Source organism: Plectonema cf. radiosum LEGE 06105 (assembly GCF_015207665.1).
GTDB lineage: Bacteria > Cyanobacteriota > Cyanobacteriia > Cyanobacteriales > Nostocaceae > Rivularia > Rivularia radiosa_A.
Window position 1 is genome coordinate 1 of sequence record NZ_JADEWL010000033.1, and the last position, 22,187, is coordinate 22,187.

Genomic DNA, 22,187 nt, shown 5'->3' on the forward strand with positions numbered 1-22,187 from the left:
CCCTAAATAAACTACTTCGCTGCTAGCTCTTTAGAAAATTTCTCATTCAACCAAGGCATAATTTGGGGGTGCCAATTTACCAATTCATCATTGCTAAACCATAAAGAAATTTCTCTTTGTGCGGTTTCAATGGCATCAGAACCGTGGATGATATTACGACCAATATCAATTCCAAAATCACCACGGATAGTTCCAGGTTCTGCTGTGAGGGGATTAGTTGCACCAATCATCTTGCGAGCAGCAGCAACAACACCTTCACCTTCCCAAACCATCGCTACAACCGGACCAGAAGTAATAAAATCTACTAAGCCAGCAAAAAAAGGTCTTTCTTTATGAACATCGTAATGGGATTCCGCCAATTCCCGACTGACTTTCATAAATTTCAAACCAACTAAAGTAAAACCTTTGGTTTCATAGCGACGAATTATTTCACCAACCAATCCCCGCTGTACTCCATCCGGCTTGATTGCTAAAAATGTACGCTCCATTACTATCTCCTATAAATTAATGAATCTATCACTGTTATTTGTCCGTCTTCATTAGCTTTTTGTCAACAGGCAAGTCAAAGGTTAGAGGTTAAAGGTTAAAGGTCAAAGGTCAAAGGTCAGAGGTCAGAGGTCAAAGGTCAGAGGTCAACCATCAACTGTCAACTGCCAACTGTCAACTGCCAACTGTCAACTGTCCACTGTCAACTGTCCACTCATTGTTCCAAAAATATATCTTACGTATATTCCCCCTACGACATGAATGCGCTAAATTATAAACTCATGGGTGAAGTACGAAGGTGACTGATAAATGGGTGTTGAGTCAAGTGCGACATCGGCTGAAACAGGAAGATTATCATTGAATGGCAAAAAAGTTAAAGCTAAATTAAGCAACAATCACAAAGAACAGAAACTTTTGCCACCGAGTAAAATTCCAAATTCACCTCGGAGTCATTGGAGGATCGAAGATAGCGAAGCTCTGTATCGCATTGAAGGTTGGGGACAGCCCTATTTTTCGATTAATGCGGCAGGTCATGTTACTGTTTCTCCAAAAGGTGAGCGGGGTGGTTCTCTGGATTTGTACGAATTGGTTAAATCCCTCAAATTGCGTAATTTGGGTTTACCTTTGCTAATTCGCTTTTCAGATATTTTAGAAGATAGAATCGAGCGGCTTAATGCTTGTTTCGCTAAAGCCATAGCCCGCTACAACTACGGAGGCGTTTATCAGGGTGTATTTCCAGTTAAATGTAATCAGCAACGGCATTTAATTGAAGATTTAGTCCGGTTTGGTAAACCCCATCAATTTGGCTTAGAAGCAGGTTCCAAGCCGGAATTAATGATTGCTTTAGCGCTGCTTGATACCAACGGAGCTTTGTTAATTTGTAACGGTTACAAAGACCGTGAATATATTGAAGCGGCAATGTTAGCTCAAAGACTCGGACAAACTCCAATTATCGTTTTAGAACAAATTGAAGAAGTCGATTTAGTCATTGAAGTTAGTCGTCAATTAGAAATTAAACCAATCTTGGGAGTCCGTGCCAAACTTAGCACTCAAGGTATGGGACGTTGGGGAGGTTCTAGTGGCGATCGCGCTAAATTCGGTTTGAATATTCCGGAAATTATTCGTGCCGTTGACAAGTTACGGGATGCTAATTTGTTGGATTCTTTACAACTTTTGCACTTCCATGTCGGTTCGCAAATTTCGGCGATTAATGTCATCAAAGATGCCATCCAAGAAGCTAGCCGTATCTATGTTGAGTTAGCTATCTTGGGGGCAAATATGAAATATCTTGACGTTGGTGGCGGTTTGGGTGTTGATTACGACGGTTCTCAAACCAACTTCTACGCTTCTAAAAACTACAATATGCAAAACTATGCTAACGATATTGTGGCAGAGTTAAAAGATGCTTGTAGAGAAAAAGATATTCCTGTACCAACACTGATCAGCGAAAGCGGACGAGCTGTTGCTTCCCACCAATCAGTACTGATTTTTGATGTACTTAGTACCAGCGAAGTACCTTGCGAACCACCCGAACCCGTTCAAGAAGGTGAATCCCATATTATTTCCTATTTATGGGAAACTTATCAATCCATCAACGAAGAGAATTATCAAGAGTTTTATCACGACGCAGCCCAGTTCAAAGAAGAAGCCATTAGTCGTTTCAATTTGGGAATTTTATCCTTAAGAGAACGAGCCAAGGCAGAACAGTTATATTGGGCTTGTTGCTATAAAATTCTTCACATCACTAAGCAGCAAGAATACGTACCCGATGACATGGAAGACTTGGAGTTAATTATGTCTTCCATCTATTATATAAATCTTTCGGTGTTTCAATCGGCACCAGACTGCTGGGCGATCGACCAGTTATTCCCGATTATGCCTATACACCGTTTAGATGAAGAACCTAAGCAACGGGGTATTTTAGCAGACCTCACCTGCGATAGCGATGGTAAAATAGATCGGTTTATCGACTTACGAGACGTGAAGTCAGTTTTGGAACTACATTCTTTCCAACCGGGAGAACCTTATTACTTAGGTATGTTCCTCAATGGAGCCTATCAAGAAATTATGGGTAACTTACACAACCTTTTTGGCGATACTAATACAGTTCATATTCAACTGACACCCAAAGGCTATCAAATCAAGCACGTAGTTAAAGGGGATACGATGAGTGAGGTATTAGGTTATGTACAGTACGATGCCGAAGACATGATAGAAAGAATCCGTCAGCGTTGCGAGCAAGCTTTGGAAGCAAACCATATTACCATCGCTCAATCTCAGCGACTGTTACAAACCTACGAACAAAGTTTAAGTCGGTATACTTATCTGTCTTCTTGATTTAGTAGTAGGGAATAGGTAATTGGGAATTGGTAATTGGGAATAGGTAATTGGTAATTGGTAATTGGTAATAAAAATCCGTGTAATCTTTTTTAATCCGTGATTAGGATTGGGAATTGGTATATCACCCATTACCCATTACCCATCACCCATCACCCATCACCCATCACCCATCACCCATTACCCATTACCCATTACCCATTACCCATTACCAATTCCCTTTTTCAATTAGAATTTGTCTCTAATAACTCGGCGATCGCTTGACGTTCTGCGGGGTTATGAGAAGGTGGAGTTTGACGAGCATCGGTAATCAACCAGTCCAAAGCAGTAGCTTGGAGGTCAATTGATGCTCCATCCTTATCTACGCAATAACGACCGAATACTAATTTATCAACTAATCTTACTCCCGGTCCAAGTCGAGAATATTCAAAAATCACGCTATTTTCTACGGTAGCACCGCTACAAACGCAGCAAGAAGGACCAATGTAAACAGGACCAACGATTTTGGCTCCATCCTCTATTTTGGTCATCGCACCAATGTAAACTGGACCAGTGATATCAACCTTGTCCCAATTTACAGACACATTTAAACCAGTGTAGATTCCCTCTCGTACTTGATTGCCAGGGATTTGGACATTTTTGATTTCCCCTAAAAGTACACCGCGAATTGCTCGCCAATAATCGGGTACTTTACCAATATCAACCCATTCAAAGTCCATTGGTTTAGCGTAGAAATTAGCACCCATTTCTACAAGTTTGGGGAATAAGTCGCCACCAATGTCATACTCGACTTCAGAGGGAATATGTTCAAATATTTCTGGTTCAAAAATATAAATACCTGTACTGATATTGGTACTTTTAGCTTCTTCTACAGTCGGTTTTTCTTGAAATTCCTTAATTCGACAATCCGAGTCGGTAACAACAATACCGTAACTAGAAACTTCTTCGCGAGGTACGGTTTTAGTAATAATTGTAGCAATAGAACCTTTTTCTCGATGCCATTTCACAGCGGCTGTTAAATCCAAATCAATTAAAGCATCGCCGCACATAACAATAAAAGTATCGTCGAAAAATGGTTTGAAGTCCTGAATTCTCTTCATTCCACCAGCAGAACCGATGGCTTTTCCGACTAATTTACCGTTATCGTCAATACTACCTTCAAAAGAATAACCAATTTCGACACCGAACCGCTGACCGTCTCGAAAATAGCTTTCGATTTCCTCAGCCAAATGACTCACATTGACCATAATTTGGTCAAAGCCATGCTGACGTAACAATTCAATTAAAAATTCCATCACTGGTTTTTGCAGGATGGGAATCATCGGTTTAGGAGTTGTGTAGGTAATCGGACGAACACGGGTACCCTTACCCGCAGCCAAAATCATAGCTTTCATAAATATTTATTTCTCAACCACAAACGAGTTTACGTCGATCAAGCAATACTTCATCATCTGTTTTAATTTAGTTGAAGTCATCCCAAAAAGCACGGAGAATGAACTCATAGTGCATTTTTTAAGCCCCTGTTAGCATCTTAAATGATACTAAGTTGGCAATATTTAAATTTACTCATAATTAATTATCTAACCCAAATCTTGCATACAAGTCTGATGTAAACATGAACTCAGCAAAAGAGTGTTTTCCTTTTCCGCAGTCAATAACAAATAATTCCCACAGGAAGCAAGGCTAAAGTGACATTAGCTATTTCGTTTAATTAACTTGCTGCTTGAGACATCGAGCTATTAGTAGACTCTGCAAGCAAGCGGATTTTTACTTCCTGATAAAACTCCTCTTGATACAACTCTACCTTTGATTGAGCCGAAAGCAGTAGTAAAGCCCAAAATACACTGACTGTATGAGCGTTTTCACCATGAGGATGGTTTTTACCTTTAGCAGATAGGGATTTACTTTGAGACCACCATTCTACTAACTGTTCTAAATTCATCCAACTTTCTCCCAAATGCAGTTCCGCAGCTTTGGTTTGTAAAACTTGTTCTAACTCCCCAGCTACTTCTGTGAGATTTTCTTGGTGTGCTAATTCTAGTGCTGCTTTGAGAGTTTTAACACCCGGTTGACGTTTTTTCGCCAAAGGGTTACTAGTTTTTTGTACTAGTTGCAGTTGGTTTGCCATCACCTGCAACTGGTCGATTAACTCTTGTAAACTGACGCGACGTGCCGGTGGAGGCATGGCAGAACGCCGTCGTCGCAACTGTTTTTCTAAAGGTAGTCTAGCTATACGCTCGTTTAAACCATCTTCACCATCAAGCAAAAATTCGTCTTCTGCATAAGCGTCTATTTCATCTTCTGCCGATTGTAACTTCATCAACGTATTGGCTTTAAATAACACCAACATTGATGCTGATAAAAACGCTTGTCCTGACTGAGACAAATCTGCTTCATAACCCTTCGTGCTTTTCTCAGGTGCCATGAGTTCTATATAACGGTCTATCACCTCAACTACCTGCACATCCCAAGGGTCAATTTCACCTTGTTCGGCTTGATGAATAAGTTGTGCGATCATTTCTAAAAGCTCAGAAGCATCCATCGACAAGTACTAGAATTACAAGGTTAAAGGTCAAAGGTTAGAGGTCAAAGGTCAAAGGTCAAAGGTTAGAGGTCTAAGGTCTAAGGGAATGCGACCATTACCTATCACTCAATTAACTGTTAACTGATAACTGTTAACTGTTAACTGATAACTGTCCCATCAAGCATTTGCTGGTGCTTCTTGTGTGATTGAATCACCAGCTGGTGGTAGAGAAGGTTGTAAGGATTGAATTTGAGTTTGGTACTCTTCAATCTTGCATTCTAATTCCTGAATGCGAGCATTTTTTTGACGAACTTTTTGACCTGACCACACTAGTCTTTCTAAATGAGTCCAAACGCTAAATAACCAAGCCAAAACTCCACCTAACCCCAATGCTATAAGTAACTCAATTGAAATTGGTGCTTGTACTTCCACTCCTGGAATTAAATGAATGATCCCTAATTCAGTATTTTCGATGCTGAATAAAGCAAAAGCTAAACAAAAAATAAAAATTATTACAAAATTTACTTGTCTCATTGGAAACTATCAATTTAATTAATTAATTGTGGTTATTGTTTCTCCGGTCTTTCCGTAGTGTAACTCTGAGAAAAAAGCATTTTTAGCAATCCACTAGTTATACATCTACGATGACTAGGAGTAATAGAGTATAAGAATAAAATTCACCCTCGAAAGTATATCACGATATTTTTATACCTTTTCCTATTCAAAAATCACACTTTAATTGTGATTTTTATCCTGGACAAAGGTTGAAAACTGCTACATCACAGTCAAAAGCATAGTTTTTAATTAATTTTAATCAAATTAAATTAAATTAATGAGAAATTAATTAATTTATTCTTAACTTTTCTGCCCTAGCGTTTTCTATCGCGTATATTTTTGATTCGGCAAAATATATCCCCCTTCACACTACTCATAATTAATTTTAATAACCAGTATTAAAGACTACTAATTTTCAGTTAAATATAAAATTTTGCACTCTCACCAAGTTGATTTTGACATGCAGACCTTTGACTTCTAACCTTTGACATGCAGACTTCTAACCTTTTTGAAGAGCATCAAAGGTGCCTTTAATGGTTCCAGCGATAGGAATCGCAACCAATGTTCCTAATAATCCTGCAATCTCAAACCCGACTAAAATAGCAACGAAAATCCAAATGGGATTTAGTCCAGTAAAATTTCCCAGCAATTTTGGGGCTAAGAGATTATCTTTGACTTGCTGCATCAAAAATGAAAAGAATGCTAGTTGAGTTGCTAACCACCAATTTTGGAGTAGTAGCAGTATGGTTACTAACCCAATTCCTAAAGTCGCTCCAATAAAGGGTATCAGTTGAGATATCCCGATGACCATAGCAAATAAAAAAGCAAATGGGATACCAATAACCAAAAAAATTGGTGTCAGACTCGCTACCATGAATAATGCTAATAATAATTGACTGAGAAAAAAGTAGTGGAAATTAAGTTGTAAGGATTTGTCTAAAGGAACTCGGATTTTTTCAGGTAAGAGATTTAGTAAGCCATACCAAACGCGATCGCCATATAAAAGCATATAAAATGCTAACACTACTATTAATACTGTATTAACTAAAGTTGATACCAGGGTTCCCGCAAATCCCACAGCCCCAAATGGTAATTCTTTGAGCAAGTTTTCGATACTAGCATTAGTTTGATTTGCTAGTATTTTCAAGTTTATTAACGGAAAGCGTCTTTTTGTCGCTACAGCTTCTAATTGTTCTAGTTGGTCTTGAAAACTGTTTAACCAATCGGGAATTTTATCAGAAAGTTGGATGGTTTGATTTATGACTAGCGGAACCAAGGTAATACCGATAAGAATCAGTAGGGTTAAAGTCAGGAGCAAGACTATAGTTACCGCCCATTGGCGCGAAATACGAGCGCGTTCTAAAAATTGAACTGGATAGTTAAGTAAAAAAGCGAGTATTGCTGCAATACTTAAAATGGTCAGTGGATGCCGAAAGTAATGAAAAAGTAAAGACAGCAATCCAACATTAAGGGCTATAATCGGGGCGCTCAAACCATATACTAATAAATTTTTTAGGGAAGCCCAACGGCGCATCCGCATAAATATTGTCGATCTCTGTTATTTATATAATTTTGCAATCAAATAATTGTAATGGATAAAACTATAGCTGACCTTCGTCAAGACTACACCTTGGAGGACTTAAGCGAAACCGAGGTTAATTCTAATCCTTTTGTACAATTCAAGGAATGGTTCGACCAAGCCTTGAGTGCCAATATTCTAGAACCAAATGCTATGACTATTGCTACCACTACAACACAAGGTGTACCTTCAGCAAGAATGGTGTTGTTGAAAGATTTTGACGATCGCGGTTTTGTATTTTACACCAACTACAATAGCCAAAAAGCCCAGGAGTTAGCGGAAAATCCCCAGGCTGCTTTGGTGTTTTGGTGGGCTGAACTCCAACGTCAAGTCCGGATTTGCGGATGGGTAGAAAAATTGGACGATGCGGAGTCCGATAAATATTTCTACAGTCGCCCTTTTAACAGTCGTTTGGGTGCTTGGGCTTCAAATCAAAGCGAAGTTATCGAAAGTCGAGAAGTGCTGGAAAAACATTTGCAAGAATTAACAGAAAAATATCAAAATCAAGATGTACCCCGTCCCCCACATTGGGGAGGAATTCGAGTTATACCAACAGAAATCGAATTTTGGCAAGGACGTTCTAGCCGTCTTCACGACCGTTTGGTTTATAGAAGAAAAGAAGATAATAGTTGGAAGATTGAGCGTTTATCTCCTTAGTTAAAGCAGTTTGATTTTACGATTCCGGCAGTTGAATCCCCATTTGCACCAGATGGATCGGGATTTGCATTTATCTGGCGGTTCAAACCGCCTTTGCACCAGATGGATCGGAATTTGCATTTATCTGGCGGTTGAATCCCCATTTGCACCAGATGATCGGAATTTGGCATTTATCTGGCGGTTCAAACCGCCTTTGCACCAGATGGATCGGAATTTGGCATTTATCTGGCGGTTCAAACCGCTTCTACACAAGCAAAACCCACCTACGTGGGTTAAATAAATGTATTATTATGGGATGGTTTTTTATAGTTTGTCTTTATCTTCATTCCATCCGATTTCTCGACGTTTAGGTCTACCGTAATCTGGAACGCTCTTTCCTTTTTTAGAATTGGGTTGAGAGCTTTTTTTGATGTTGTCTTTTTCTTTACTCATATTAATCTCACTGTAATTAATTTAATTAGTTATTCTGTTTGAAAATTTTTTTAGATACTGCACAAATATTGAGTCAAACAAGTTGAGTATCTAAATACGCTCATGAAGTAACTTCACGAGTGTCAATTACTACTCCGGAAAAGTTGATTATATTTTTGAGAAAAGGCGATCGCGCTTAGTAATGACCTATCAAACAATAAGGTTCGGTTAAGGTGATCAGAAATTGATTTGTTAATCAGCTTCATTCGTTGGGAAAACCGAGATATTCGGATTCTCTACCAAACCCAGAAATTTTGACCGATAAAACAAAAGACACAGCGTTAACTGTGTCCCGATAAGTTTATTTGAGGAATCCATAATTAATTACTACTTGGTTTCTTCTTCTTCATCCCAAGGAGGAATTTCCCCTGTAGCTCTGGGTGTAATATTAAATTCTTCATTAAATTTTTCCGGCTCAGTAGGTATTTCTGTGGTGATGGTTGGAGGTTTAATTTGATCATCCTGCTGCGAATCATCGTCATCGTCCCACGGTGGTATTGCTCCAACAATTTTTGGACGGCTAGAAATTTCGGTTGTAATTATGGTTTTACGAACTTTTCTTTCTTCTAACTGATTTTCAGATTCCCTAGGTTGACTAAGGTTTTCTTCCTGGGATTTACAACTGGATTTTTTGATTTTGATCGGTAATTTTTTGTCCTTTTCTTCAGACATCGCATCATTCCTATATTTATGTATTTTATGTATTTGATCAAATCCAACTCATTTGATTGAGGATATCTTCTGCGTGTTTGCCAAATTTATCTCCGGTGATTTCGGGTAATTCAGGAGCCTCATTTAATTTCTTCATCAGCACAAATTGGAAATCAGTAAACCTTTCACGTACCGCTTGAAAATCTGGATCTTTACTAGCCCAATCCCACAAATTGCGATCGCTATCTCGTAATAAGGCGTAAACTAAATAATGACGGGCTTTTTGCTTGGTTTGTTCGTCGCCGTTATTTTGAGCGGTAAAGATTGCATACCAAGAAGCTAAGTTGTACAAAAATCGAGGACTTAGCTCAGATTTGGCATTCCACTGCTTCTCTAGTAGCTGTATTTCTGTTTGAGCTTCTTTAACAAGAATTTGATCTTTTGTTAGTAATTGCGCCATTGCTTTACCAACTTTAATTCTTCTTCTTACAGTTTCATCTTCACATCTAGCAAGTGCTTTTTCGTATTGCAAAATCCCTTGTCGCTGACGATTAATTTTTGCGGTTTCTTGAAATTCTCTTCCTTGAGTGCTGTAAGTATCACCTAAATTTTCGTAAGGTTGATACCAATTAGGATCGAGTTCTATTGCTGCTTCTAAATCGTCAATTGCTAATTGGTAAAAAAAACTGCCGTGTGTCGGAGCGCTGGCATAATTAATTACACCAAAAAAGTTATGTATTTGTGCTTGATAGCGTTTGCACCAGTTACCCAAATAATACCAAGGTACATTAGCTAGCATTTCTCTTCTAGAAAGTTCTAGAGCTAACCATCGAGTTGCAGGTTTTAATAAACCACGGTAGCGGTCTTTAAGTTCTGGATATGATTCAATTACGGGTAATTGAACTTCAATTTCTTCATCAGTTACTGCTTTAGATTCCTTTTTAGGTACTGTTTTAATTACTGTCTGAGTTTCGGTTTCTTCCCAAATAGTATAAAGTCTAGAAGCCATACGACCTTCAATATCCGTAATTTCAAAAGTTATTCCCAATCTGCGATAATCTTCACCTTGGCTTTGTAAAATGCTCGTGACTTTGGTTCCATAAGCTGGGAATAAAATTTTCAGCAGACTCACTAAAGGGTCAATTTGATCTGGTGTAAACTCGTTTAGGGAAGCGACTAAACTAGAAAGTCTTTCATCGGGAGTTGATTGTGGTAATGATAACTTATCGGGAGGACGATAAGTCCGCAAACCGCTCACACGAATATGCTCCCTTAAACGTTGGTGAACGCCCTTCATTTCCCGTACCAATCTTTCTCGTCCCAACTGACTCAAACCTGGTAAAACAAAATCCATTCCTTCCGCACCAGAAGCATTGGTAAAATTATCAATTACTAATTGAGATGTACGAAAAGCAATCAGTAGAATAATTCTCTGAACCAAAATCAGACTCAGTAAAATAATCGCAACTTTAGCCAGTAAAAAAACTATGCTATTAAAGCTTTTATCTAACTTATCTAGGTTTTCTAACCCTTCCTCCAAGGAATTATTTGGTTTTTCTGGTTCTAACTCTGGTTTAGCAAGAATTATTGGTGTATCTACTTGCGCCGAATTAGATGTTGGTACTTGCGAACATCCGGAACCCAAGTTAATAGCCACAAAGGTAAATACTAATACAAGCCTTTTTTTCACAACCGCTGCAATTGAATGGTTTTTTTGATAACAGATTTTACCTGTGTATCATAAGTGACGTATTATTAACACGAATTTTTGTAATTGGCAACAGAGGAGGATGGGGAGATTAAAGGTTTAAGGTTTAAGGTCAAAGGTCAAAGGTTAACTATCAACTATCAACTAACCACTATCAACCATCAACCATCAACTAACCACCATCAACCATCAACTGTCAACTGCTCACTGGCAAACTGAACTTTCGGGTCTGGCATAAAGCTGTATCTCAGGTAAAATCCGAGTATGACAAACAGCACAATTAATAAAGTACCAATACCAACTGGACTGGGAAGCCAAAAAACCGCTTCAATATGATTTAGTTGTCCGGGTTTGAGTTGCCATGAAAGTTGTTTTTTATTTTTTAATGGTTCGATGGAATCTTCAGTTGTTTTGATACTGTTAGCACCCCAAGGAGCCTTTAAGCTAAATTCTAAATCGAGAATTGAATCAGTGTTAGTTAAAACGTTACCTTTAGTAGAAATTAAAGCCAAGGAACGCAAATCTAAATCGTAAATCAACCGATTTCGTACTAACAATAAAAAATTACTCTGGGATAATTGTAAGTTTGATTCTATTTTTGGTAGCTCTGATGCTGATTCGGCTTTGTTGGAGCGGGATTTAGAATTATTTTTGGAGTTAAAAAATGTGTTGTATTTTTGTTGTAATTCCTTACCATTACTGAAAGGTATGGTTACAATTATTTGTTCTTGGGAAATTCGTTTGGCTTTGCCTTCTAATTCTTTAGCTCGTCTTTCGATACTATCCAACCATTCATAAACCGAATCACCGCTAAAGCTTGTCAGTTTTTCTCCCAATTTAATCTGTTGTACGAATTCTCCGTAATTAGCGTTGTTGAAATTTACTCCCAAATCATAGTCTACACAACCAGAAAGTAACAGCGATGCTAACAGTAAAATGCATATAAACCGGATGCGTTTCAAAAAGCTTTTAACTAATCGGTTTAAAATCCTAGGAGCAGAATAATTTTGATAACTTAATCGTGACATAATTACAGAATTAGATAAACTTTCAATAGACTTTCCGATTTTGCGATCGTTTGTGGCACTATCAAGGTTAATTGTTCAAAAACTTAACCAAATTAAACTACCCAAAGTCACAACAATAATGATTAAAGTCAGCCAGATAAAGCGATTATCTTGGGTATTTACCTGACTTAAATCAATAAATTCCGGTTCTAATGGCTGTTTCGGTGCAGAAGATTTTTTCACAGATGCAGCTAAACGCATTTTGCTGTCATTATCAGATAAGGTTCCCAAATCTGGTATTTCAGTCATCCATTCTTTGGGACGTTCTAATTTGGGTGCTTTGAGAATATACTGCAATCGCTTAGCTTCTTTACTGGTATCTGGATAAGGATGACGTTTCAACTGTTCGCAAAGATCGATGGCTTCTTGATTGCGCCCAGCAGCTTCATAAGCTGTTGCTAACCAAATTTGTACCTCACCTCCAAGACGAGTGTTACGTGCAAGCAAAGCACAAGCTTTTTCTAATTCCTCAACTGCTTGACGGTATTTTCCATTTTCAAAAGCAGCTTTTCCGTTACGATAACGCTGTTTGGCTATTTCTAAACTTTCGGAACTCACTTTGAACGATATAAACAACCCAATATTTTCATTTTGCCGTTTCTAGGAGCATTTTGAAAAATTTTTATGAAGGTAAGTATTTTCTGGGATGTAGATTAGAAAATTTTTTCTCAAATAAAATTTTAATATTTAAAATAAATATAGGTAGATTCGCCGATATTAACCCGCTTGTGGTTAGTCAGGACAAGTATTATGTTTAAGAACGTAAAAGCGCAACCGTATTTTTTGGGTTTGGGAATTGCTGCTGCTTTACTCGGTGCTGTAGCTGCACCAGTTTCCGCTCAATCTGTCATCATCATTAATGGTGGAAATCGTTACTACGAACGAAATCAACATCCAACTGTCGGTAATTTTATTTATGGTAGTCCTATTCCTACACCCGTACCCGTAAATCCCGCAACGGGGCATATACCGACACAAAGGTATTTCTCTCAACCCCATATAAAAAGGAAAATTTATAACTCCACTTTTATTAATCCAATTTTAGTTAATCCCAGGATTATCAAAAATTATCCAAGACGTAATAAGCCAAGCCTTAGCATTCGCGATCGCAATTATCGACAACGACGTTATCATCAACCAGCTTCGCGGATTATCATCTATTCTAAATAAACGTCAGGGTTCTCTCGTGAGTTCGATGGCTAATCCTTGATTAGTGAATCCCTATGAAAAAAAGCTGTAAAACCTTAATTTTTCATGGGGTATATGTCGGGTTTTGGCGTTGTTGTTAAACCAAAAAACCCGACTTCTAAATGGTTTTTAACCAAACTGAGAACCAAGAATCATTGTCCCAATCCCACCATCGGTAAATATTTCTAACAAAAGAGCATGGGGAATGCGACCATCAATAATATGAGCTGCTCGTACTCCCTGAGCAAGGGAACGCACACAACAAGTAACTTTAGGTATCATACCTCCGGCAACTATACCCTTGGAAATTAAGTCACGAGCTTCTTTAATATCTACTTTCGCAATCAACGTCGAAGGATCTTGATAATTTTCCAAGATACCCCGTGTATCGGTAAGCAAAATTAATTTTTCTGCACCTAATGCAGCGGCTATTTCTCCAGCAACGGTATCAGCATTAATATTATAAGCTTGTCCCGTATCGTCAGCCGCGACGCTGGATACTACAGGAATATAACCATTTTCCGCCAAAGTTTTTAAAATTTCGGTATTTACAGAGCTAACTTCTCCCACAAAACCAATGCCATCCTCACCTTGGTGACGGGCTTTAATTAAGTTACCATCCTTACCGCATAAACCCACCGCTTTTCCACCAGCTTGGTTTATAAGAGCAACTATTTCTTTATTAACTCTACCGACTAACACCATTTCTACCACATCCATCGTAGGAGCATCAGTCACTCGCAAACCATCTTTGAACTGGGGTTCAATGCCAATTTTTTCCAGCCAAGTATTTATTTCTGGTCCACCACCATGTACTAAAATCGGTCGTAAACCAACACAGGATAAAAATACAACATCCCTTATAACTTTATCCTTAAGATTACTATCTTTCATTGCCGCACCGCCATATTTTACCACCACGGTACGACCTGCAAATTCTTGTATATAAGGTAGTGCTTCGCTGAGTACTTTTACGCGAGTAGCTGCATCCTGACGAATATATTCAGTATCGTTGACCATCATAAGCAATGTTTTTTTATTAAATCCGAATCCTGATAGTTTAAAAGAGTTTGGTGCTGCTACACAATAACTGATTTTCCCAACTCCCAACTCCCTATCCCCTAAAAGCTAGAGGATTTTTCAAAACACTGGGAATTTCTGTTAAGACTCGTTGAGCAATTTCTTCTGGTGTTTCCCCTTCTTTAAGAGTGATTCGTAAATCGGCTAAAGCATAAAGTGGTTCTCTTTCTTGTAAAAGACTGCGTAATTTTAATAACGGATTACTATCTTGTAACAAAGGTCTTGTAGTATCTTCTTTTAAACGGTTGTATAGTAATTCTGCTGATGCATCCAACCAGACAATCAAACCGTGATGCAGATAACTCCAGTTTTCTCGCTTTAATATAATACCTCCCCCAGTAGCTACAGTTAACTTTGTATAAGCACTAACTTGGGAGAGTACATCAGTTTCTAATTGTCGAAATGCCGTTTCTCCTTCAACAGCAAATATTTGATTGATACTTTGTTTTGCAGATGCGGTAATTACTTCATCGGTATCTACAAACCCGTACTGTAGTTCGTTCGCTAACAAACGTCCTACAGTAGTTTTACCAGCGCCCATCATCCCAATTAAGTAAAGGTTAATTCCTTGTAATAAATTATTCACGAGAGTTAACACGAAAGAAGTTTGTTAATTTCTGAACGCGAAACGCTGACTCTACTTTAAATTTCGACATTTAAGCGACTTACTTTCAGATGTTTTTTCAGTTGCTTTTCAAAAATTTTATGGGTGAATAGCAGCGAATTTGCATCATCTTGACAAAATTTTAAATTTTCATCGATCAGCTTTTCAATTATATATTCCCTTAATACAGGGGTTTGAGAAAAACCAGATGCAACTCTATCAATTAGCGATCGCCTTTGTAATAATTCTACAGCTTCGAGGATTAATCGTTGCGATACCCTCAGCATCAGTTTTTTTTGCAATTTCTGGAGATCAAAATTTTGATTGAGAGCTAGTAAGTACATAATCTGCTTTTCTAAAACAGATAAACGGTTAAATTGCTCGTCCAAACAACAGCGAATATCCCCAAAAACTACCGTTTCCTGCTGAAGAAATTCGTCGATATTTCCCGCAAATAATTCCTGAATAGCAGTAGCAACTAACTTGATAAATAAAGGATTTCCCGCATACTGCTGGGTTATTTGTTGAGATTCTTCTGGTTTAACTTTAGCAAATCCTTTTGATTCTAATATATGTGCGCTCTCTACTTGATCCAACCCCGTTAACTTTAAACAACGAACAGGTAGAGTTTCTCCTTCAAGAGCAGCTATTTCTTGGGGTTTCTCCCTACTTGTTAACAGCAAACAACTTTGATGTTGAGACTCTCCTAAGCGTTGAATAAATTCCCCAAACACTTCATAACCGGGAATATATTCAATTTGCGGTAAATCTATATTTGAAGAATTGGCGATCGCGTTACCATCATTAGCTAATATCCCCGAATATAAAACCGTGTTGTAAGCAGAATTACTGTATAAAATTGAATCTACATGGTCTAAGACAATAAAACATCGAGAAGAACGCAAACAATCTATCAATTCAGAAATACAGTAAGAAACACTTTGTCCATTTTTCGGGGTTTGTAACGAGACAGTTTCCAAAAGTTGATTAAAAAATACCTCTGGAGATGGAGCAAAACGCAAAGAACGCCAAATAATATAATCAAAATTATCTTGAACTTGTTGAGCCAACTTTACCGACAAAGCAGTTTTACCAATTCCAGCCATACCTAAAAGTACGATTAAACGTGCTTGCTCTTGCAAAATCGACTTTTTGAGTTGAGCTAATTCACTTGTTCTTCCATAAAATATGCTTGTATCGATGGCTTCTCCCCAATCTTGTGTAGAAGTAGATTTCATCTGATCAATTTCTGTGATTTTTTTTCTGGTAGAGTTTGTGCTACGGGTTGTCGATTGCATTTGCAGCCAAATTTTCTTATAACCTGCTTTTTCTAGCAGTTGAATCACACGACTCCAATTTTTTACCTTAATCAATTCCGAGTCTTGCTTAGTTAACATTTCTTCTATATATTTATACAATCCGTTAGAAAGATAGACTCTAACAGTGCTACTACTACGGGTTTTGTAAACCTTACTAGCAATTTCCGCTGGACTCAAACCGCACAGCAAACCCCGAAGAAACTTTTTCTCTACAGGTGTTAGGGCTTTCCCTTTCGCAGATGCCAAATCAATGTATAACTTTTCTAAATCCCAATTATTTTTAGCTTCAATAAAATCCTCTTCTATCTGTCGTTGATTACTTAAATTCATTATTTTTACTGGTTTACTTAAACTCGAATACGGCTTATCTTAACCAGTTTCTAGGTATTTTTATTTAAAGTCCCCATAAATAAAAATAAATATATAACGAATTTGATAACGCTTGTTAGGTGACTTCTCGGTGTAAACTTCGCTATGTTTAAACTTAATAGAAACTTAATAAAAATTCTTGGAAACTTTATTGAATTAATGTAAGTCAATAATTATGGCTAATTCTGCCTGACTTCAGAATAGCGATTTAATTTTACAGTTATCAAATTTTAATGGTGTTTTAAATGATTCAAACCTTCTGCTATCTCAAAAAAAAGAGCTTGATTTATCCTAATATCTGCAAAACTTTTAACCGCTGCATATTTTATCTGAGAAAGCTCGAACAAATAAACGTAGTAGTTTGAGGTTTTAGTAATGACTAGAATTCGTGATGTAGTCCAACAAGCATTAGCAACTGGTTATCTGAGTGTAGAAGCAGAAAATCAACTGCGTCAATTACTGACAACTCAGTATGACTGTGAAGACTTTAACGCTTTTGTGGTTCTCCAAGAAGCAGCGATGAATGGTAGAGTCAAGCAAGAATCCCGCGAACGTTGTGGGATTAAGTAGAAAAAACCAAAAATTTAGATGCCATATTTACTGACTTACTAGTACTTATCGACGTGGTGAAGGTTTATCATCATCGTCAAAATCCTCATCAAACAAACCCCAATCATCATCATTATTGTCCGCATCATCAGAAGTCTTTGAAGTCACGGATGGATTGGGAGGCGGTATAATTACTCGATAATCGGCATCATATATTGATTCTGTTTTTCCTGCATTAGAATTTTTTAAATCGCGTTTGTTATAGGAATAAGAAGAATCTGCTTCCTGAGAATCTTCATAGTCGTCGTCATCTTGAATTTTTGTATAGCTCGAACGAGAATCACTTGATTGGTATTCTCTGGAGTCAAATCTTTCTTCAAACTCCCAATCATCATTAGGATTTTTATCTAAATCCCAATCATCATCCTGGTTATTCTCAAACTCATCCGGTGGTTGTGGTGTACTTGCTGGTGGTGGAGTTGATTTTCTCTGGTAATATTCCTTTGGTTGTGAACGTTGATTAACGCGGGGTGAATCCTCCGTCGAAGTCGAATATGATGCAGTTTGAGGCTGCTGTGTTGTATAACGGCTTGATAATAATTGAAGCAAGCCGCTGATTAGTAAAGAAGTGAAAGCACCAGCAGCAGAGCTAAACAACATCCACATTGCTAACGAAAGTGGTTGAGTTCGCAAGCCTAAAAAAACTAACGGTATTGCAGGAGACCAGTTTTGTGCTAGCAATAGCATAAGTCCTCCCAGTACTGCGACCAAGAGAATTAAGCGAATTACAGTCATAATAGGAACTAAGATAAGAGGGTAAGTATAATTCGTAATTCGTAATTCGTAATTCGTAATTCGTAATTCGTGAACTCGAAGGAGGAGACAAGGGGATGGGGAGATGGGGAGAAATTTAATAATTCAAAACAACTGTCAACTGTCCACTGTCCACTGTCAACTGTCCACTGTCAACGCCCTTTCCAGCGTTTAATCGGAACACAATCAATATCAAGTTGATCTAAACTACGAGCCACAACAAAATCAACCAAATCCTCAACTGTTTGGGGATGGTGATACCAAGCAGGGATTGCCGGAACTATTCTGGCTCCCGCTTCTGCTAAACTAACTAGATTACGCAAGTGAATCAAACTAAAAGGTGTTTCACGGGGTACGATAATCAATTTTCGCCCTTCTTTAAGTTGAACGTCGGCAGCCCTTTCTAATAAATCAGAACTTAAGCCACCAGCTAATTTGGCTACAGTACTCATACTACACGGCATAATTATCATTCCCAAAGTACGAAAGGAACCGCTAGCAATGTTTGCTCCGACATCAGCCCAAGGATGACAGTGCAATTTACCACCTAGTTCCACTCCCGCTTGCTGTCGCCAAAATTGCTCTTGTGCTTTGGGTTCCGACGGCATAGGGGTACCTTGTTCCGACTGCCAAACCATAAAGCTGGATTTGGATGCTACTAATTCAATAGTATATTCTGCTTCTAACAAAAATTTGAGAGCGCGAACGGCGTAAATTAAACCTGATGCACCTGAGACACCTAATATTAATGGCTTGACGTTGTTGGACACTTGGTTGTTTGTGGTAATTATCTGAAACTTCTAAAACTAAAGCTGAGAATTCACTTGATAAAATTAGGAGTAAGGAAAATCTTTTTTTTTGAAAAACTCCTAACTCCTAACTCCTAACCCCTAACTCCTAACCCCTAACTCCTAACCCCTAACCCCTAACTCCTAACTCCCGTACAGACGTAGCATTGCTACGTCTCTACAATTCTTAACTCCTAACTCCTAACTCAAAACTTACTATCTATTCATTTTCATAATCATCTAAATCGTCCGATTCGTAATTATGCGGTACATAGTAGCCCGTTGGTTCATCGCGATCGCCTGGGGAACCATCGCTACCAACAGTTACCAAATCAATCTGCTGACGGTAATAATCTACACTTTTCACCTGGACAGATACACGGTCGCCCAATCGATAGGATGCCCGATTTTTACGACCGAATAATGCTTGCTGCCGAGCGCGATATTCATACCAATCGTCTTTAAGAGAACTAACGTGTACCAGCCCTTCCACCCGTAAAGGCACGTGATTAATTTCTTCCGATTCTGGCTGCGGCACCTCAATTTCTACAAAAAAGCCGTATGATTGAACACCAGTAATTACGCCACTGAAGACCTCGCCAATCCGCTGTTTCATTAAAGCCGCTCTTTTGAGCCCTTCCAAATCAGCTTCAGCTTCTTGGACTTCCTTTTCTCTATCGTTGATTTGGGTAATCACCCTTGCTAAATCGATTTGTAATTCCTGGTGTAGCTCCGGAGCTAAGACATTCCAGTTAATTTCACCGTGAGAATTACTCGAACGGAGATTCACCCGTTCTTTGACACGAGTATTACGGCGATCGCGTCCGTTTTCAATTAAGGCATAAAATACCCTTTGCATGAGTAAATCGGGATAACGCCGTAAGGGAGCAGTACAATGAACGTAACCGTCTGGCAGCGCTAAACCAAAATGTCCTCCTTGATTAGTCGTGTAAACAGGTGGTTTGAGAGTATCTTGCAACAAATAAGTCAAAACTTGTTCCGAAGCAGATTCTGCAAACACTTTAGTTAAGTGTTGATAATCCAAGGGTTGAATCTCAATGTCATCCGGGAGCGCCAGTTCTACACCTAAATTAATTGCCAGCTTGAGCATTTCCTGAACGTCTTCCGGATCGGGTGCGCCCTGAACCCGCCACACCGCAGGAACGCCCAAAGCATTTAAATGATTTGCCATTAATTTATTTGTTAACAGTACTAATTCCGTTAACAGACAACTAACCGGGGAATCGGTTTCGGTTACGCACCCGCTCGCACCTTCATCATAAAAGGGGTTTTGTTTGCAAGGCAGATTTAACTGTAAGCTGCCCCTAGCCAAACGTTGTTCTTTAAGAACTGTTGCTAAAGCTTGCAATTGTTGCAACATTTCTATCACTTCCGGAGATTCTTTAGTATCATTCACCAGAACTCCCAAAGCTTGCTTTTGGTTTAAATGTTTGTCAACATTAATCACACTCGGTTGAATTTCCCATTCCAGAACAACTCCGGTTTCCCCATCCAAAGTAATCAGAAAAGAAATCGCCAAACGGTCGCTTCCTGTAACCAAAGAACTTCTTGCCGCTACACCATCGGGTAGCATTTGCAATACCAAATCCCCTAAGTAAACAGTTCTTCCTCGCCTTAAAGCTTCGCGGTCTAAGGCTTCATCTGGCTGTACATAATGGGAAACATCAGCGATATGAAAACCCAGTAACCAATTGCCTTCCTCGGTTTCTTCTAGGGATATGGCATTTTCCCTAACTATTACCGAATCAGCATTAAAGCCAATGCTAATAGTAAACTTTTCTGTTAAATCCAGGCGATTTTTGCGGTCTGCTTTCAGTATCCGTTTAGGTAATTTAGCGGCTGCGTCTTCGATATTAGCCGGAAAAGTACGGGAAAGGTCGTGTTTGCAGGTAACTAAATCAATATCGGCTGCGGCTTCCGCATCGCTACCGAGGATTTGCACCACTTTACCCAGAGGTGGGTACTGAGCGAGGGGATAGCGCAGTACTTGTACATGAGCCAGATGGTCGATTGCATTTTCTAACTTAATCTTATTTTCTTGCAATTTGAGTTCAAACAGCAGCCGATCATCTAAAGGTACGGCGCGAAAACCTCCTTCTATCTGCTTAATTCGCGCTAACAAAGTGTGATTAGAACGTTCCAAAACCAACTTGACTTCCCCTTCTGGAGAACGTCTGCGGCTACCTTCTTTGAGAATTCTCACCAAAACGCGATCGCCATTCCAAGCATTGCTCAAATGACTTTCCCGGATGTAAATATCTTCAGCAGCTTCTACATCTTGAATTGCAAAACAAAAGCCTTTAGAAGAACATCGAAGTTTAGCTTCAATCAAGGAATCTTCCGAAATACGTCGGTACTTACCTCGTTCTTTTGCCAAAATTCCGATTTTTTCTAAAATTTCTAAGGCAATTTCCAGTTTTTGTATACTCTCATCATCTTCACAACCAAGTTTTTTCTCCAGAAGTTTGCGAGCTACCAATTTATCATCAGTAAAATTGGCAAGGAGTGTAGCGATTGAAAATTCCATGCACTGAACCGACCTTTAGTCAAAACATCGTTTTTTTTTAATTGGTTCGCCCGATTGCGTATACCCTCACCACAAAAAAGAAGTCATGTCAGAAACGAATTACCCGCCCCCGCAGGAAGGTATTGCACAATTATCTCAGAGTTTGTTTGACAAAAAGTTCCAACATCATTCCCAATCTGACAAAGCACGCCTGAAATAAATAATTATTACCCACCCCGCCCGAACCAATTACGAGTAGCGGAGCTTTAAAAGGTAACAAGCCAACAATCAAGGCACCTGACTAGTTTTTCGTTTATCGGTTTGCGGTTAACCGGAGAAGCCCGGTCATCGCAGGCTCCGTCGTTTCACGGTGGAGTAACGATGACTAGTTGATGTTCAATTGTTCGCCACGTTCGGGTGCTTAAGTGCCGCCAAACTCTGAGAATGTACTCGGAAAAACTGCCCCTTACCGAACTGCCCCTTATGTAGAATCGGTAACAATCAGGTCAGCAACGAAACCGCGCAGTGAGGTGGAACCATTACTTCATTATTGTAGATAAGGAGCGTACTTCCAGAACTATTTTCTGGATAGCAATTTGGGTAATTAGTATAGCATTTATAGTAACACCACTAAAAATTACTCACTACTCAGTCAAAAAATGACCGGGGAACGCCGGTCATCACAGGCTGCGTCGTTTCACGGCTCCCGTACCGATTACCGACTCCAAGATTCGCTACAACCGAAACACTTAACCGACTTCGTTACAGCAAGACAGATACTCTAACCAAAATAAAACTACAGCCATCTGGTAGTTAGGACGTAATGCAACGCCACAATTGCCATAATTAAATTATGGAGAAACATATATAAAATTACCCCGACCATAGCCTTATATGTGTTAGGTTAGTTTGCGG

General features: G+C 38.9%; 20 protein-coding genes. 4 read left to right on the forward strand and 16 right to left on the reverse strand.

Features of this window, described 5'->3' with window-relative positions:
- Nucleotides 1-11: 11 nt before the first annotated feature.
- Complete coding sequence (gene ndk, locus IQ247_RS12335; RefSeq protein WP_193920337.1) at nucleotides 12-488, reverse strand: nucleoside-diphosphate kinase; 477 nt, start codon at nucleotides 486-488, stop codon at nucleotides 12-14.
- A 307-nt stretch (nucleotides 489-795) separates the two neighbouring features.
- Between ndk and speA the strand changes: the two genes are divergently transcribed.
- Nucleotides 796-2,823 carry a biosynthetic arginine decarboxylase gene (speA, locus tag IQ247_RS12340; RefSeq protein ID WP_193920338.1) on the forward strand — a complete coding sequence of 676 codons (2,028 nt, stop codon included), beginning with the start codon at nucleotides 796-798 and terminating at the stop codon, nucleotides 2,821-2,823.
- A gap of 224 nt (nucleotides 2,824-3,047) precedes the next feature.
- Here the strand turns inward: speA and IQ247_RS12345 are convergent, their stop codons facing one another.
- From IQ247_RS12345 to IQ247_RS12360, 4 genes are all read right to left on the reverse strand, one after another.
- Nucleotides 3,048-4,217: a nucleotidyltransferase family protein gene (locus tag IQ247_RS12345; RefSeq protein WP_193920339.1), complete on the reverse strand. Its 1,170-nt coding sequence runs from the start codon at nucleotides 4,215-4,217 to the stop codon at nucleotides 3,048-3,050.
- Nucleotides 4,218-4,534: 317 nt separating this feature from the next.
- Nucleotides 4,535-5,365: a segregation/condensation protein A gene (locus IQ247_RS12350; RefSeq protein ID WP_193920340.1), complete on the reverse strand. Its 831-nt coding sequence runs from the start codon at nucleotides 5,363-5,365 to the stop codon at nucleotides 4,535-4,537.
- Between the two features lie 159 nt (nucleotides 5,366-5,524).
- Nucleotides 5,525-5,881: a lipopolysaccharide assembly protein LapA domain-containing protein gene (locus IQ247_RS12355; RefSeq protein WP_193920342.1), complete on the reverse strand. Its 357-nt coding sequence runs from the start codon at nucleotides 5,879-5,881 to the stop codon at nucleotides 5,525-5,527.
- Nucleotides 5,882-6,401: 520 nt separating this feature from the next.
- Nucleotides 6,402-7,442, reverse strand: coding sequence for an AI-2E family transporter (locus tag IQ247_RS12360; RefSeq protein WP_228059690.1), 1,041 nt, complete (start codon nucleotides 7,440-7,442; stop codon nucleotides 6,402-6,404).
- Between the two features lie 51 nt (nucleotides 7,443-7,493).
- Here IQ247_RS12360 and pdxH point away from each other — a divergent pair, with 51 nt between their 5' ends.
- Nucleotides 7,494-8,138: a pyridoxamine 5'-phosphate oxidase gene (gene pdxH / locus IQ247_RS12365; RefSeq protein ID WP_193920344.1), complete on the forward strand. Its 645-nt coding sequence runs from the start codon at nucleotides 7,494-7,496 to the stop codon at nucleotides 8,136-8,138.
- Nucleotides 8,139-8,441: 303 nt separating this feature from the next.
- Here the strand turns inward: pdxH and IQ247_RS33130 are convergent, their stop codons facing one another.
- The 5 genes from IQ247_RS33130 to IQ247_RS12385 all read right to left on the reverse strand — a co-directional run bounded on the left by IQ247_RS33130 (nucleotide 8,442) and on the right by IQ247_RS12385 (nucleotide 12,593).
- Nucleotides 8,442-8,570 carry a hypothetical protein gene (locus tag IQ247_RS33130; protein ID WP_265579683.1) on the reverse strand — a complete coding sequence of 43 codons (129 nt, stop codon included), beginning with the start codon at nucleotides 8,568-8,570 and terminating at the stop codon, nucleotides 8,442-8,444.
- A gap of 366 nt (nucleotides 8,571-8,936) precedes the next feature.
- Nucleotides 8,937-9,281: a hypothetical protein gene (locus IQ247_RS12370; RefSeq protein WP_193920346.1), complete on the reverse strand. Its 345-nt coding sequence runs from the start codon at nucleotides 9,279-9,281 to the stop codon at nucleotides 8,937-8,939.
- A 37-nt stretch (nucleotides 9,282-9,318) separates the two neighbouring features.
- Nucleotides 9,319-10,950 (reverse strand): tetratricopeptide repeat protein, encoded by a 1,632-nt coding sequence (locus tag IQ247_RS12375; protein WP_193920348.1) that lies wholly within the window; start codon nucleotides 10,948-10,950, stop codon nucleotides 9,319-9,321.
- Nucleotides 10,951-11,150: 200 nt separating this feature from the next.
- The gene (locus IQ247_RS12380; RefSeq protein WP_193920350.1) at nucleotides 11,151-11,996 is read right to left on the reverse strand and encodes a DUF3153 domain-containing protein; all 846 of its coding nucleotides are present in this window, start codon (nucleotides 11,994-11,996) and stop codon (nucleotides 11,151-11,153) included.
- 75 nt (nucleotides 11,997-12,071) lie between these two features.
- Nucleotides 12,072-12,593 carry a tetratricopeptide repeat protein gene (locus IQ247_RS12385; protein WP_193920352.1) on the reverse strand — a complete coding sequence of 174 codons (522 nt, stop codon included), beginning with the start codon at nucleotides 12,591-12,593 and terminating at the stop codon, nucleotides 12,072-12,074.
- 192 nt (nucleotides 12,594-12,785) lie between these two features.
- Between IQ247_RS12385 and IQ247_RS12390 the strand changes: the two genes are divergently transcribed.
- Nucleotides 12,786-13,205 (forward strand): hypothetical protein, encoded by a 420-nt coding sequence (locus IQ247_RS12390; RefSeq protein ID WP_193920354.1) that lies wholly within the window; start codon nucleotides 12,786-12,788, stop codon nucleotides 13,203-13,205.
- Between the two features lie 147 nt (nucleotides 13,206-13,352).
- Here IQ247_RS12390 and argB read toward each other — a convergent pair whose 3' ends face one another.
- From argB to IQ247_RS12405, 3 genes are all read right to left on the reverse strand, one after another.
- Nucleotides 13,353-14,243: an acetylglutamate kinase gene (gene argB, locus IQ247_RS12395; protein ID WP_228059693.1), complete on the reverse strand. Its 891-nt coding sequence runs from the start codon at nucleotides 14,241-14,243 to the stop codon at nucleotides 13,353-13,355.
- 94 nt (nucleotides 14,244-14,337) lie between these two features.
- Nucleotides 14,338-14,889, reverse strand: coding sequence for a shikimate kinase (locus IQ247_RS12400; protein ID WP_193920358.1), 552 nt, complete (start codon nucleotides 14,887-14,889; stop codon nucleotides 14,338-14,340).
- Between the two features lie 56 nt (nucleotides 14,890-14,945).
- Nucleotides 14,946-16,556 carry an NB-ARC domain-containing protein gene (locus IQ247_RS12405; protein WP_193920360.1) on the reverse strand — a complete coding sequence of 537 codons (1,611 nt, stop codon included), beginning with the start codon at nucleotides 16,554-16,556 and terminating at the stop codon, nucleotides 14,946-14,948.
- A gap of 414 nt (nucleotides 16,557-16,970) precedes the next feature.
- On the opposite strand from IQ247_RS12405, the gene IQ247_RS12410 reads away from it, so the two are divergent.
- Nucleotides 16,971-17,165: a hypothetical protein gene (locus IQ247_RS12410; RefSeq protein WP_193920362.1), complete on the forward strand. Its 195-nt coding sequence runs from the start codon at nucleotides 16,971-16,973 to the stop codon at nucleotides 17,163-17,165.
- Between the two features lie 45 nt (nucleotides 17,166-17,210).
- On the opposite strand, the gene IQ247_RS12415 is transcribed toward IQ247_RS12410, so the two are convergent.
- From IQ247_RS12415 to IQ247_RS12425, 3 genes are all read right to left on the reverse strand, one after another.
- Nucleotides 17,211-17,891, reverse strand: coding sequence for a hypothetical protein (locus IQ247_RS12415; RefSeq protein WP_228059692.1), 681 nt, complete (start codon nucleotides 17,889-17,891; stop codon nucleotides 17,211-17,213).
- A gap of 218 nt (nucleotides 17,892-18,109) precedes the next feature.
- Nucleotides 18,110-18,727 carry a flavin prenyltransferase UbiX gene (locus tag IQ247_RS12420; RefSeq protein ID WP_193920366.1) on the reverse strand — a complete coding sequence of 206 codons (618 nt, stop codon included), beginning with the start codon at nucleotides 18,725-18,727 and terminating at the stop codon, nucleotides 18,110-18,112.
- 238 nt (nucleotides 18,728-18,965) lie between these two features.
- Entirely contained in the window at nucleotides 18,966-21,293 is a 2,328-nt protein-coding gene (locus IQ247_RS12425; RefSeq protein ID WP_193920368.1) for a ribonuclease R family protein, read from the reverse strand.
- Between the last annotated feature and the right edge of the window lie 894 nt (nucleotides 21,294-22,187).

Bases quoted from the DNA above. Each gene is read 5' to 3' on its own strand.
- ndk (WP_193920337.1), bottom strand. From the start codon at position 488: ATGGAGCGTACATTTTTAGCAATCAAGCCGGATGGAGTACAGCGGGGA.
- speA (WP_193920338.1), top strand. From the start codon at position 796: ATGGGTGTTGAGTCAAGTGCGACATCGGCTGAAACAGGAAGATTATCA.
- IQ247_RS12345 (WP_193920339.1), bottom strand. From the start codon at position 4,217: ATGAAAGCTATGATTTTGGCTGCGGGTAAGGGTACCCGTGTTCGTCCG.
- IQ247_RS12350 (WP_193920340.1), bottom strand. From the start codon at position 5,365: ATGGATGCTTCTGAGCTTTTAGAAATGATCGCACAACTTATTCATCAA.
- IQ247_RS12355 (WP_193920342.1), bottom strand. From the start codon at position 5,881: ATGAGACAAGTAAATTTTGTAATAATTTTTATTTTTTGTTTAGCTTTT.
- IQ247_RS12360 (WP_228059690.1), bottom strand. From the start codon at position 7,442: ATGCGGATGCGCCGTTGGGCTTCCCTAAAAAATTTATTAGTATATGGT.
- pdxH (WP_193920344.1), top strand. From the start codon at position 7,494: ATGGATAAAACTATAGCTGACCTTCGTCAAGACTACACCTTGGAGGAC.
- IQ247_RS33130 (WP_265579683.1), bottom strand. From the start codon at position 8,570: ATGAGTAAAGAAAAAGACAACATCAAAAAAAGCTCTCAACCCAATTCT.
- IQ247_RS12370 (WP_193920346.1), bottom strand. From the start codon at position 9,281: ATGTCTGAAGAAAAGGACAAAAAATTACCGATCAAAATCAAAAAATCC.
- IQ247_RS12380 (WP_193920350.1), bottom strand. From the start codon at position 11,996: ATGTCACGATTAAGTTATCAAAATTATTCTGCTCCTAGGATTTTAAAC.
- IQ247_RS12390 (WP_193920354.1), top strand. From the start codon at position 12,786: ATGTTTAAGAACGTAAAAGCGCAACCGTATTTTTTGGGTTTGGGAATT.
- argB (WP_228059693.1), bottom strand. From the start codon at position 14,243: ATGGTCAACGATACTGAATATATTCGTCAGGATGCAGCTACTCGCGTA.
- IQ247_RS12405 (WP_193920360.1), bottom strand. From the start codon at position 16,556: ATGAATTTAAGTAATCAACGACAGATAGAAGAGGATTTTATTGAAGCT.
- IQ247_RS12410 (WP_193920362.1), top strand. From the start codon at position 16,971: ATGACTAGAATTCGTGATGTAGTCCAACAAGCATTAGCAACTGGTTAT.
- IQ247_RS12415 (WP_228059692.1), bottom strand. From the start codon at position 17,891: ATGCTATTGCTAGCACAAAACTGGTCTCCTGCAATACCGTTAGTTTTT.
- IQ247_RS12425 (WP_193920368.1), bottom strand. From the start codon at position 21,293: ATGGAATTTTCAATCGCTACACTCCTTGCCAATTTTACTGATGATAAA.